The 13,587-nt window shown below is 57.2% G+C and carries 10 protein-coding genes; all 10 read left to right on the top strand.

Annotation, left to right across the window (positions count from 1 at the left end):
• The first annotated feature begins 34 nt into the window (after positions 1-34).
• Positions 35-1,297, top strand: a complete 1,263-nt coding sequence (gene ftsY, locus AH68_RS00660) for a signal recognition particle-docking protein FtsY (protein WP_039196692.1) — start codon at positions 35-37, stop codon at positions 1,295-1,297.
• Between the two features lie 321 nt (positions 1,298-1,618).
• Positions 1,619-2,914, top strand: a complete 1,296-nt coding sequence (locus tag AH68_RS00665; RefSeq protein WP_039196694.1) for an ammonium transporter — start codon at positions 1,619-1,621, stop codon at positions 2,912-2,914.
• A 1-nt stretch (position 2,915) separates the two neighbouring features.
• On the top strand, positions 2,916-3,254 hold the full coding sequence (locus tag AH68_RS00670; RefSeq protein ID WP_003807443.1) for a P-II family nitrogen regulator: 339 nt from the start codon (positions 2,916-2,918) through the stop codon (positions 3,252-3,254).
• A 195-nt stretch (positions 3,255-3,449) separates the two neighbouring features.
• Positions 3,450-5,276 carry a [protein-PII] uridylyltransferase family protein gene (locus AH68_RS00675; RefSeq protein WP_039196710.1) on the top strand — a complete coding sequence of 609 codons (1,827 nt, stop codon included), beginning with the start codon at positions 3,450-3,452 and terminating at the stop codon, positions 5,274-5,276.
• Positions 5,277-5,695: 419 nt separating this feature from the next.
• On the top strand, positions 5,696-7,144 hold the full coding sequence (gene dnaB / locus AH68_RS00680) for a replicative DNA helicase (protein ID WP_039196712.1): 1,449 nt from the start codon (positions 5,696-5,698) through the stop codon (positions 7,142-7,144).
• A gap of 2 nt (positions 7,145-7,146) precedes the next feature.
• On the top strand, positions 7,147-8,673 hold the full coding sequence (locus tag AH68_RS00685; RefSeq protein ID WP_039196714.1) for a Mur ligase family protein: 1,527 nt from the start codon (positions 7,147-7,149) through the stop codon (positions 8,671-8,673).
• 103 nt (positions 8,674-8,776) lie between these two features.
• Complete coding sequence (locus AH68_RS00690; protein ID WP_039196716.1) at positions 8,777-9,535, top strand: type 1 glutamine amidotransferase; 759 nt, start codon at positions 8,777-8,779, stop codon at positions 9,533-9,535.
• A gap of 197 nt (positions 9,536-9,732) precedes the next feature.
• Positions 9,733-9,981 (top strand): phasin family protein, encoded by a 249-nt coding sequence (locus AH68_RS00695; protein ID WP_039196719.1) that lies wholly within the window; start codon positions 9,733-9,735, stop codon positions 9,979-9,981.
• A gap of 218 nt (positions 9,982-10,199) precedes the next feature.
• The gene (locus AH68_RS00700; protein WP_039196720.1) at positions 10,200-12,053 is read left to right on the top strand and encodes an ABC1 kinase family protein; all 1,854 of its coding nucleotides are present in this window, start codon (positions 10,200-10,202) and stop codon (positions 12,051-12,053) included.
• A 428-nt stretch (positions 12,054-12,481) separates the two neighbouring features.
• Positions 12,482-13,546, top strand: coding sequence for a glycerophosphodiester phosphodiesterase family protein (locus AH68_RS00705; protein ID WP_039196721.1), 1,065 nt, complete (start codon positions 12,482-12,484; stop codon positions 13,544-13,546).
• Positions 13,547-13,587: the final 41 nt, after the last annotated feature.

Here is a 13,587-nt window from a genome sequence, read left to right on the forward strand (position 1 = left end):
CCGGTGTGTCCGTTGCGCTTTTTAGGCTGGAGCCATGGATACGAATGTGATTATTGCGATTGTCGCCGTTGTCGTTATCGCGGCAATTCTGGTGATTGGCGGTTGGTGGCTCGGTAAGACCCGCAAGAACGCCGTCGATAAGTCCACGGAGGATGCGAAAGCCAAGGCTGACGCCCGTCTTGCTGCGGAAGCAAAGTCGGCTGCGGCTGATTCTTCCACGGTGAAGCCGTCCGTTGATTCCAATGTTGATGCAGCTGAAAAAGCTCCGGCTGAAAGTCAGCAGAAGTCCTCAGCTCAAGCTTCCTCTTCCGAAACGGCAACTCCTGCACCAGCCACCGAAGCCAAGCCCGAACCGGTTCATGAAACCCCCGAATCCGCCGGCACGCGCATGCAGCGTCTTAAGGCGCGCCTGTCGAAATCCGGCAATCCGTTCGGCAAGGCCCTGTTCAACATTCTTGTGAAGGATCAGCTCTCCGAAGCCGACTGGGAAGACGTCGAAGACACCCTCCTGCTTGCCGACGTGGGCGCGGAAGCCAGCGAACAGCTAGTTGAAGAACTGCGTAATGATGCCCGAATCGCAGGCCAGTCCGACCCGGCCGAAGTGCGTGCCGCGCTGAAAGACAAGCTGCTGAAGCTCGTAGGCACTGACACGGATCGCCGTCTCAACGCCGATAAGGAAGACGCGAACAAACCAAGCGTCATCATCATGGTCGGCGTGAACGGCACGGGCAAAACCACCACTGCGGGCAAGCTTTCCCGCCTGCTTGTTTCCGAAGGCAAGCAGGTCATGCTGGGCGCTGCCGATACCTTCCGCGCGGCGGCCGCCGACCAGTTGGAAACTTGGGGTGCCAAGGTCGGCGTCCCGGTCGTGCGTTCCGACAAGGACGGCGCCGATCCGGCGTCCGTCGCATTCGAGGCCAGCGCCAAGGCCAAGGAAGAGAACGCCGACGTGCTCATCATCGACACCGCCGGCCGCCTGCAGAACAAGGCGAACCTCATGGACGAGCTCGGCAAGATCCGCCGCGTTACCGAAAAGAACCTTCCGGTCGACGAGGTGCTGCTCGTGCTCGACGCCACCACCGGCCAGAATGGCATGACGCAGGCCAAGGTGTTCGCCGAAGCCATCGGCATTACCGGTGTGGTGCTCTCCAAGCTTGACGGTTCCGCAAAGGGCGGCATCGTGATTTCCGTGCAGAAAGAGCTTGGCGTGCCCGTCAAGCTTGTCGGCCTGGGCGAAGGCCCGGACGATCTCGCCCCGTTCGATCCGGAAGGCTTCGTCGACGGCATCCTCGCCTGAGATGATTGCGCTCTCGAGAAAGCCTCCCCGCGTGGGAGGCTTTCTTTTTACCTCCGACCAGTCCTATCTCGCCTATATATGGCAGATACGCTGAAAAATGGGCTGATATTGGTTTGGCTTGAGAGCGGTGCGCAATTTGAAACAAAACGTGCCAGCCGCTTTATTCCGCCGTTTTCGGTTGACGTAATGGTGAGATGGCGTTACCTTGCTGTAACACGTCGTAACGTTTTCAAAACGCGGGCGGCGTTCCATACCGTTTTGTCAGCCCCATACGATGGGGCCGGAAATGTGAACTCAAAGAGAAAGAAAGAGGAGGGTGACATGGGTCAGCTTGATTCTGGCAATGCCGCGTGGATTTTGACGTCCGCGTCCCTTGTGTTCCTCATGACGCCGGGTGTGGCGTTCTTCTACGGTGGTATGGTCCGCGCAAAGGCCGTGCTGAACATGATGATCATGGAGGCGGCCGCTCTATCCGTCACAATGGTGATCTGGGTGCTGTGGGGCTGGTCCATCGCCTACGCAGGCACTTCGGTCGGCGGTGTCTTCGGTGACCCGGCCACGGGCTTCCTGCTGAAGGATTCCATGGTTTCTGACGGCGGTGTCTTCACGTCGGCTTCGCTGAACTCCAACCACTACCCGGTCAGCGTCGATGTGGCGTTCCAGTCCGCATTCGCCATGATTACCGTCGCTCTGATTTGCGGCGCTATCGCTGAACGTGTCAAGTACTCCACTTGGATGATTTTCGTCGCGCTGTGGATTACCTTCGATTACGCTCCGCTCGCCCACATGGTGTGGAATGGCGGTCTGCTGAGCGCTGACGGCGCGATCTCCCAGGCCATCGGCGCTGCCGCCCACGATTTCGCAGGTGGTACGGTCGTGCACATCAATGCTGCAGTCGCCGCTCTGGTGATCGTGTTGATCATCGGCAAGCGCAAGGGCTTCGGCACTCAGCCGTTCCGTCCGCACAATGTTCCGTTCGTGATGCTTGGCGCTTTCCTGCTGTGGTTCGGATGGTTCGGCTTCAACGCTGGTTCCGCGTTCGCCGCCAATGGCACCGCAGGCTACGCTTGGGTTTCCACTTCCGCCGCAACCGCCGCCGCAATGCTCTCTTGGGGCTTCACCGAGAAGATCCGTACCGGCCACTACACCGCCATGGGTGCCGCTTCCGGCATCGTCGCGGGTCTGGTTGCCATCACCCCGGCCGCCGATGTGGTTTCCCCGCTGTGGGCCATCGTGCTCGGTGCTATCGCCGGCGTGCTCACTTGCCTCGCTTGCGGCCTGAAGTTCAAGCTCGGCTACGATGATTCTCTCGACGTTGTCGGCGTCCACGGCGTCGGCGGCTTCACCGGCACTGTGCTCATCGGCTTCTTCGGCGAAGGTACCGGTCTGTTCGCAGGCGGCGACTGGAAGCAGCTGGTTGTGCAGCTCATCGTTGCCCTCGTCGCCATCATCTGGTCCGCTGTTGTCACCGGCATCATCGCCTTCGCTCTGGAGAAGACGATTGGCTGGCGTGTCACCGAAGCTCAGGAAGTCGGCGGTATCGATCTTGCCGATCAGGGCGAACGTGCTTACGATTTTGCTGGTACCGCCAGCTCTGTTCTCAAGGAGGTGAAGTGAGATGAAGCTCATTACCGCTATCATTCAGCCGCATAAGCTTGACGATGTCAAGGAAGCTCTCGCTGCCGCAGGTGTTCACGGTCTGACCGTGTCTGAGGCTAACGGTTACGGCCGCCAGCGTGGCCACACCGAGGTTTACCGTGGCGCCGAATACACCGTGGATCTCATTCCGAAGATTCGCATCGAGGTGCTGTCCGACGACGCCGATGCCGAGACTCTGGTCGGTGTGATCGTCAAGTCCGCCGGATCCGGCACCATCGGCGACGGCAAGGTCTGGGTTGCCCCGCTTGATTCGGTGACCCGCGTGCGCACCGGCGAAACCGGCTCTGCCGCTATCTGATAATTCATTCGGATAGATATTAAGGGCCTCCGGGCTTAGGTTCGGGTTATCAATAGACAGATCCCCGTACGTGCTTCGCGCCGTGCGGGGATTTTCATACGATTTTCGCGTCATATTTTCTGCTTCGAATTTCCCCACTTTCGCTTTTATCTGCTCAGATTTGCTTGTTTTTGCGTAGATTTATAAGGATTTGCTATGACTTCAGCGGTTGATGGTCTTAAACAACGTTTCATGGATATGAGTCAGCCGGATGCCGACGGCGTGTACCGCGATGGTGCGGCTAAGCGCAAGGCTCGTACGGATCTGGCCGTGGATTGCCTGACGAAGTTGTGGCAGGAGGCCTGCCGGACGGTTTCTTTTGACGTTCCGCAAGTTGGTATTGGTCTTGGCGCGGTCGGTTCGTTGGCTCGCGGCCAAGTGGGACCGAGTTCCGATCTTGACTTGGTGGTCATTTATGAGCCTCACGCGCTCACTGACCAGCAGCTCAATGAGCTTGCTAACAAATTGTGGTATCCGATTTGGGATTCTGGTCTTGATCTTGACCAGTCGGTGCGTACCCGCGCGCAGTGCGAGGCGGTCACCGACCATGATCTGCCCGCCGCGATGGGTTGGCTGGACGTGGTGCCGATCGCGGGCGACACGCAGCTGATCGAATCCACGGCTGTCTCCATTTTAGAGCGTTGGCGTAGGGCCGCCCGTAAGCGTTTGCCTGAATTGTTGGATTCCGCCAAGTCTCGTTTGGACGAGTTCGGCCGGATGGCGTACGGTAATCAGCCTGATATTAAGGAGTCTCGCGGCGGTTTGCGCGATTCCGTGCTGGTATCCGCGCTTGCCGCTTCTTGGCTTGCCGACCGCCCGCACGGCCAGTATGACGATGCCGTTGGACGGTTGTTGGATGTGCGTGACTGCATTCATTTGGTTGCTGCCAAAGACACGAACATGTTGCTCGCTCCCTATCAGGCGAGGGTTTCGGCGATGTTGGGTTTGGCTGATCCGACGTTGCCGAGCGGTGAGCGTGAGGCGAAGTCGATTGATGATTTGCAGACGTTGCTTGCGCGTGTTGGCCGTCAGATTGCGTTTTCGCTTGATTCCACGGCTTCTCGAGCCGAGCATTCGTTGACTCATGAGAAGCCTCGTTTTGCGTTTTTTCAGGTGTTCCAGCCTCGTGGCGGCGGTAAGCGTCAGGCGCCTACGTTTGATGTGGTCGCGCCCGGTATTGCCAAGCATGAGGAGGAGATCGTGCTTGCGCCGGGTGCCGATCCGAAGTCTGATCCGTGTCTTGCATTGCGTGCGGCTGTTGCTGCGGCTGAGTTTGGTCTGCCGATTGCGCCCGGCACGTTGCAGAATCTGAAGTTATGTCCGATTGATGATCGCACTTGGAATGATGAGTCGCGCAGTCTGTTCTTGCGTTTGCTTGCGAGCGGTCCCGCGTTGTTGCAGGTATGGGAGGAGATTGATTTTGTTGATATTCCGGGTCGTTTGATTCCGGAATGGTTGGCGATTCGTAATCGTCCGAGCGCTTCGGCCGTGCATCGTTACACGATTGACCGTCATTCGGTTGAGGTGGTCACGCGGCTTGGTCGTGAAACACCTCGTGGAAACCGTTATGATGATCGGCATTATCAGGCGTTGCTGTTGGCTGGTATTTTGCATGATATCGGCAAGCGTCCGGGGGTTGCCGATCATGCTGCGGAGGGTGCCCGTCATGCGTCCACGGTTTTGAAACGTATGGGTTTTGACCGTGACATTATTTGGTGGGTCACGTTGCTGGTGCGCGAGCATCTTACGTTGTCGGAATTTGCGACTGGCCAGAATCCTAATGATCCGAATGTTGGCGACGAATTGGCCTCCCGTCTTGATCATGATCCGCTGCTGCTTGACATGCTCTTTGACCTGACTCGCGCTGACGGTTCGTCATTGGGTGCCACGTCCGGCGAGACTATTTCCAAACAGTACGGCTGGAGCAAATGGCGCGAAACCCTCGTCCGAACCATGTACAACGCCACCCGCTATCACATGTGAGGCCGTGTAGGCCGTGAGCGAGTGCCCAGCACAGCGACATGGTTGCCAATATGGTACCCGCCACGTTGTCGGATATGCGACGTTTAAGAAAATGTGGGGAACATATCACCTTCAGTTCACTTAAGCAAGTCAAAACCAGGGGAATAGACACCCGTACGAAAAATGTCCCCAAGTTGTCCACTTGGTTATCCCCATTTGGTGGATAACTCGATATGTTTTCCACATAGTTATCCCCAATATGTGGATAACTTGGCTTTTTCCGACTTTCTTATCCACAGCGAATCGATTCGCGCGTGTCGGGTGATTTCGATCCTGCCAATGCGGAGATTCCTCCAGAATCTCATCGCAACATCATTCGTGAAGCGGCACAGGTATTATGGTTTTTCCCGGTACACCACACATCGAAGAGCTGGAGAAGCATGGCGGAGAGCAATTCTTGGAACAACGGCCTGAATCAAGGGCAAAACCGCGGTTTTTCAGGCAATGGCAGCACTTCCGGAACATCCGGAACGGCCATTCGCGACGCCATCTTCGACCGTGTGCCGCCACATGACGACGCCGCAGAAATGGCAGTGCTCGGCGGCATGCTCATGAGCAAAGACGCCATCGGCGAAGTCTCACAGATGATCGACATCACCGACTTCTACCAGCCGCGTAACCAAACCGTGTACGAAGCCATCATCAACCTGTTCTCCGCATCGCAACCCGTCGACGCGGTGCTGGTAGCCAATCAACTGCTCAAAGACGGCGACCTCGAAAAAGTGGGGGGATCCGACTATCTGCACAGCCTCGTCGCATCCGTGCCGACCGCAGCCAACGCAACCTTCTATGCCGACATCATCCACCAGCGTGCCATCTTGCGCAATGTGATCGCAGCCGGCACCAAAATCGCGCAGCTCGGCTACACGGCCGAAGGATCCCAAGCCGAAGACGTCGTCAACCTGGCGCAGGCCGAAGTCTACGAAATGTCGACCGGCAAAGTAAGGCAGGATTACGCGCCGATCGGCACCGTCATCACCGACACCCTTGACCAGATCGACCGACTGCAGAACGGCGAAGTCTCCAAGGGCGTGCCAACCGGATTCCGCGACATTGACGAAGTGACGCAAGGCCTGCAGCCGGGTCAGATGATCGTTGTGGCAGGACGCCCCGCCATGGGCAAGTCCACGCTCGGCGTCGATTTCGCACGATCCGCCGCGTTGCACCACAATATGACATCCGTGATCTTCAGCTTGGAAATGAGCAAAAACGAACTTGCGCAACGAATTATCTCCGCGGAAACGAATATTCCGTTGGCAGCCATGCGCCGAGCGGAAGATATTACGCAGGAACGTTGGAATATCCTCAATAATCTGCAAGATAAACTGCAGAACGCACCATTATTCATCGACGATAGTCCGAACATGAGTTTGATGGAGATCCGTGCGAAATGCCGCCGATTGAAGCAGACGAACGATCTGAAATTAGTGGTGATCGACTACCTGCAGCTCATGACTTCCGGCAAGGCCGTGGAAAGCCGCCAGCAGGAAGTGTCTGACTTCTCGCGTGCATTGAAGCTGCTTGCCAAGGAATTGGAAGTGCCGGTGGTGGCGCTGAGCCAGCTGAACCGTGGTCCCGAAATGCGTCAGGACAAGAAGCCGCAGCTTTCCGACCTGCGTGAATCCGGCTCGATCGAACAGGACGCCGACGTGGTGTTCCTCGTGCACAGGCCGGACGCCTACGACAAGGAGGACCGCCCGGGCGAGGCCGACATCATCATGGCAAAACATCGTAACGGTCCGACCGATACCTTCAATCTCGCGTTCCTTGGCGCGTACTCCAAATTCAAAGATATGCCGCAGGACTATCAGAGCCAGCAGGAGGTATAAGCATGGCGTGGAACTCATTCGCAACGCCGTTGATCGGCAAAGCCGTGCGAGCGGCCTCCCGCCTGGCGCATGGCGGCGGCAGCGCGTTCCCCGGCAAAATCGTGGAACAGATCGACCCGCAATTCCTCGCACGCACGCTACAGCAGCTGCCGCTCGGCGTGGTGCTCGTATCCGGTACGAACGGCAAAACCACCACCACTCGCATGGTGGCAAGCATGCTGGAATCGTTGGGATTAAAGGTGTTCACCAACCCGACCGGATCGAACTTCACCCGTGGCGTGGTCTCGTCGCTGCTGGCGGAAGTTTCGCTCGGCGGCAAACTGGACGCCGACATCGCCGTATTGGAACTCGACGAAGCGTACGCGGTGCATTTCGTCAAACAAGTACAGCCCGACTACTGCCTGCTGCTCAACGTGATGCGCGACCAGCTCGACCGTTTCGGCGAAATCGACAATACCGCGAAACTGTTGAGCAAAGCCGCCGAAGCGACCACCGGAACCGTGGTACTCAATCGTGAGGATCCGCGCATCGCACGACTTGCTGACGTCGCCCATACTGAAGATGGTGTGGAAGTGCGCTATTTCGGACTTGACGAGTCGTTGCGTAGCTTCTTTCCTTCCGACGATGACATGCGCACGACGGTCGATGCGGAATCGGCAACTGATACTGAAGTGTCAGTTGGTGTTGACTTGTCCGATTCTGCAGAATCGGACAAGAATACTGAAATTGACGATTTCTCGGCAATTGCGAAAACTGGGGAACATGCAGAAAAATCGGCAAATGCAGACTCTGCGGAACAACTACCGGCTGATGTGACCCTGCTTGCCGTAGGCGACCATCGTGCCAGCTTCGGCATCGACGGTGAAACGTACGAAACCGGCGTGAAACTGGAAGGCGTATACAACCTGTACAACGCGGCGGCCGCACTGGCCGTTGTACGCGCGGTCGTATCCGATGCGCAAGCAATGTTCCTGCCGTTCGAAGAGAACGTAACCGACGAACTGCTGCGCCAAGTGGGAATCTCACAGCGCATGATCGACTTCGCGCACGCCACCACGCAAGCCATGATCGACGCGGCAGCCGAAGTCACTCCGGCATTTGGACGCGGCGAAGTCATCGACGTGAACGGCTCGCCGGTGGAGCTGCTGCTCGTCAAAAATCCCATGGGATTCCGCCTCTCGCTCGCATCCTTCACTCCCGAAGGCTGCGACACCATGATCGCCATCAACGACGAATACGCTGACGGGCGTGACATGAGCTGGTTGTGGGACGTGGACTTCTCCTCGATGCGAGGCACCGGTGTGTCCATGGTCTCAGGCGTGCGCGCATGGGATATGGCGTTGCGTCTCGAATACGATCAGGTGCCGGTGAACAGCGTCAACACGGAACTTGAGGAGGCCGTCTCAACGTTCGTGAACGCGAATCCGGGTACCCCCAAGCATATCTACTGCACGTACACGGCGATGCTCAAAACGCGAGCCGCGCTCGGCAGAATCGCCGAAGTCGCCGACGCTGGCGTAGGCAAATAACGGCGCGCATCCGCACAATCCGGCAAAACGTGCGAAAAACGCATGAAAATCGGCGCAACGAAAACGCATGAAGAACGTATGAAGAACGTATGAGGGAGACGATATGAGCCAGACAATCGACATCGTGTCGCTATATCCGAAAGACATGAACATCTACGGCGACTCCGGCAACGTACTCACCATCCAGCGCCGGCTCGCGCTGTACGGCTACGAACCGCATGTGCACGCCTACAATCAGGGCGACGCGTGGCCCGAACACGTCGATATGATTCTGGGCGGCGGCGGCCAAGACACCGGCCAGAAGAAAATCATCGACGATTTCTTCAAACGCGCCGATCTGCTGCGCTCGCTGGCTGCCGACGGCACCCCCATGCTCATGATCTGCGGCCTGTACCAGCTGTTCGGCGAATATTTCGAAACGGTGGATGGTTCCCGACTCGACGGCATCGGCGTGATCGGCGCGTACACGGTCGGTCAGGAAGTGCGCATGATCGGCAATCTGACCGAGCATTCCGCCGATTTCGGCGATATCATCGGCTACGAAAATCATTCCGGCCAGACCTTCCTGCGCGAAGGTGTGCAGCCGCTCGGCACTGTCGACGTGGACGGCACCGGCAACAATGGCGAGGATCATACGGAAGGCGCGCGCGTCAACAATGTGATTGGCACATACATGCATGGTTCGCTGCTGCCGAAGAATCCCGCGATCGCCGATTTTCTGATCCGTACCGCCGCGGAACGTCGATACGGTTCGTTCGATCCGGTTGCTACAGGGCAAACCCAAGCGCAGCGTGCGGAACTTGACAGCATCAATACGATTGCCGACAACGCGCGTCGCGTGGCCATGTCACGTCCGCGCTGATCGGTCGTTCGTTTTTTGCGTGAGTTTCGCGCGATTCCGCTGTCCTGCGTTTTTGAGGCTTCGTTTTCGTTTTCCGTACGCTGTGAGCATACGGCAGCGAGTCTTCCGCAGAATTGCGACAATTGACCAGTTTCGTTGGCTTTATTTGTGAAGATAATGCGATAGAGTAGGTACTACCATCACCTAAGGAGGTAATCATGGCTGATTTTGATTTTGGTGACGGCCTGCGTAAGGTCTTCCTCGCCGGCGTTGGCGCTTTGGCGACCACGGTTGAGAAGAGTCAGGAAATTGTCGACGAACTCGTCAAGAAGGGCGAGCTGACCGTCGAACAAGGCAAGGCCCTCAACGCCGAACTCAAGCATAAGGTCGAAGAGGTCAAGGAAGCCTCCGAAACCAAGGCTGCAGAGGAAACCAAGGAAGCGGAGCCTGGAGCCAAAGCCGAGTAACGTTCAATCGTTCCCATCGCCGTCTGCGCGTTGCATCACGTTCAGACGGCGATTTGCTATGCGCGTCATACGAAACCTGCAAGTTATGCGAAACATGCGAAAAATCGCGTGCGAATCGCATGAAACGTGCGGAACATGCGAATCGCATGAAATACGCGGGACGCAAGCCCCTATGAATCCTACTCATCGTAATCCGACCAACGTTTGCGAGCAGCGATATGTCTTTGAATTCCCCAATCGAGCCGGACGCGGCCCGTCCCGAAAGCGTGGAACCGGTCACACTCTCCGACCGAGTCAATGCGGTGATCAATCCGACGGCGGACCCCTCGCCCGACGCGGCGGCGGCGACGGCAGCCAAATCCGCGGAAAAAACGGGGATGCCACAATCGCACAAACAGAACAGCGCCTCCTTTACGCAACCCGAAATCATAGGACTGTTCGGCCCTCGTAAAGACTCCTTCTCGCAGCGTTACCATCTAACGCGGCGCGGCAAACTGAAACGACTTACGCAAATTGCGCAAATCGTCAACCAGTTCGACATTGTGCACGGACTGACGCCCATCAAAATGCGTCTCATGCTCGAAGCGCTCGGCCCGACCTTCGTGAAAGTCGGACAGATCCTATCCATGCGATCCGAAATCCTGCCCCAATCGTTCTGCGACGAGCTGTCCAAACTGCGCGCCGATGCCGATCCTATGCCGTATGGTACGGTACTGCAGGTGCTTGAGGACGAATATGGTCGTCCTGTTGGCGAGATCTTCGAACATATCAACGCCACGCCGCTTGGCTCAGCGAGTCTTGCGCAGGTACATCGCGCGAAACTTTCCACCGGCGAGGACGTGGCCGTAAAAGTACAGCGGCCGGGAGTGCGCGAAACCATGGCACAGGATGTGTCCATCATGCGCACCATCGCACGAATAGCCGCCAAAACCATGCACAGTGCGCAAGTGGTCGATCTCTCCGGCGTGGTCGAGGAATTGTGGGACACCTTCGAATCGGAAACCGACTTTTTGATTGAAACCCGCAATTTGGCGGAATTCAAACGATTCTGCGAACGCTACAAATACATGGACTGCCCGAAGCCCTACCCGGAACTGTGCACTGAGCATGTGGTGGTCATGGACTATGTGGAGGGCATCTCCGTTTCGCATCCCAACGAACTTATCGAAGCGGGCTACGATCTGAAGGAGATAGGCACCAAACTTGTGGACAACTATGCCACGCAAGTGCTTGACGAAGGCTTCTTCCATGCGGATCCGCATCCGGGTAACATCATGGTGCGCGGCGGGCAGATCGTGCTGCTCGACCTTGGCATGACGGGTCGGCTTAATGCCAAAACCCGTTCCGTGCTGAAGGACATGATCTTTGCCGTCGCCAAACAGGATTCGCCCGCGCTTGCCGACGGTCTGCTGCGTTTCGCCGGTGCCGAGGCCGATCCGGAGGATTATCCGGCGTTATTGGCCGACTTGGACGTGATCGTCAAGGAATTCGGCACAGTGGATTTGGCCGAACTGGATATCGCCGCCATGCTCACCGCATTGACACAAATGGCGCAACGACACGGCATTGAAGTGCCGAGCACCGTCACCACGGTCGGGCGTGCGCTGGTCACTTTGGAAGGCCTGCTCGACGAGTTCATTCCAGACGTGAATATGATTCAGATCATCTCCGACCATATCGCCGCAAGCACGTCGAAGAAGGATTTCGCCAAGGATGAGGCGAAATCGCTGGTTATCGAAGGTCATCAGGCTCTACACAGTCTGCTCGCTGCTGCCAATGAGCTGAAAGTGGCATCCCGTATGCTTACGCGCGGCCAATTGCGCGTGAATATGGAGATGGTCGGCTCGCAGGAACCGATCCATCTGCTTGCCAACATGGTGAACAGGCTTACGATGGCGCTGATTGTCGTCGGATTGTTCATCGGCTCGTCGATCGTGTACTACGCGGGCATCAAGCCGGTGATTTTCGGCATCCCGATCGTCGGTTTCATGGGATATGTGATCGCGTTCATTTTGTCCGTCTGGATTGTATTCGATATTTACTTCAAGGGACGTTCCAACAAAAAACGGTAGTCTCTTGTGGTTCTTAGCCCCGGTCTCTGGGCTGAATATGTGTGCTTGACGCACTCAAGGTACCGCTACGCGGTCTTCGGGCCTTATCTACGCCCCAATCAGGTGTCCGCGAGTCCAGCTTTGGCTTCGACGGGGGCGGATAAACGAGTTCGGATTTGAAGGCACTGCCTAACTGGCAAGTGTAATAAGTTCTTTTACGTTCGTGATTATTTCTTCGTAGGCGATATCTCAGAACCACGAAAGTGCCAATAGGTTTCGTACGTTATCGGAGATGACGGACGCTCAACAAACAGGCGATCGCGTATTGCGTAGATGACGGCTTTTTTGTGATTTATGGGCTAATCTCAGAAGAGACAGATTCGATGGCCGCGAACGGTGCGAACCAACGCGAGAGAATGCGCGAACGGCCGCGTAAGGGAGGAAAGCCCATGTCCAAATCATTCGTTAACAAAGTGCTGGTGGGCGGTGCGCTCGCTGCAGGAGCCGCAGTATGGGCGATCGCGCCGCGTACCTTCTCCGACAAGCGCCGCAACTATGTGCCGTCCATTCCCGACGTGTGGTATGCGCATCGCGGTCTGCATGACGCAGGTTCCGGTCTGACCGCGCAGTACGCCAACGAAAGCGGCGAATATGTGGCGCTGGCACGTCGCATGGCCATGAAGGCGGGCTATGGCAGCCCTAGTGTAGCCGGGGCGATCGCTCCGGAAAATTCACTCGCGGCATTCGCAGCGGCCTGTGAGGCGGGTTATGGCATTGAACTTGATCTGCAGATGACTGCCGACGGCGAAATCGTGGTGGTGCATGATGGCGATCTGATGCGCGTCGCCGGAGATCCGCGCCGTATCGCCGATCTCACGTACGATGAGTTGACTCGCATCCCGCTGTTTCCGACCGACGCCCCCGGTGCCGCCGTCGCCGCGCCGTTGTCGGGCTCGCTGGAGAAGCCGCCGCTGGTCACCACCCCCGACAGTGCTCCGGCAGGGTATTTCCAGCATGTGCCGCTGTTCGCCGACGTGCTCAAGGTAGTGGCCGGTCGTGTGCCGCTGATTGTCGAATACAAGTTCGATGACAATTCCAAGTGGAATCCGCGCGATGTCGAGCTTATGGAAAAGGGCGACGCACTGCTGCAGGCCTATTCCGGCGCGTATGTGATCGAATCGTTCAATCCGGCCGCCGTCAACTGGTATAAGGAGAACCGTCCTGAAGTGTGCCGTGGACAGCTTTCCTGGTGGCCGCAGGGGGAGGAGAAGCCGTCTGATCCTGCCGCGCTCGCCAAGGAATATGCGGCCGGTGCGTTGATCTTCGACTGGATTTCCCGCCCTGATTTCGTCGCCTACGACTGGCATGGTGGCAACAGCCCGCAGGTGCGGTTGGCTCGTTTCATGGGTGCCGTTCCCGTGTCGTGGACGGTGCGTAGCCGCGATGAGCTCGCCCAGTGCGATGACTGGTTCGACCACCACATTTTCGAAGCGTTCGTCCCCGACGAGCAGTAGAGGTTTTTACATATGATTTCGGCCTGCCGCCGCATGATTTG

The organism is Bifidobacterium catenulatum PV20-2 (assembly GCF_000800455.1).
Taxonomy (GTDB): domain Bacteria; phylum Actinomycetota; class Actinomycetes; order Actinomycetales; family Bifidobacteriaceae; genus Bifidobacterium; species Bifidobacterium kashiwanohense_A.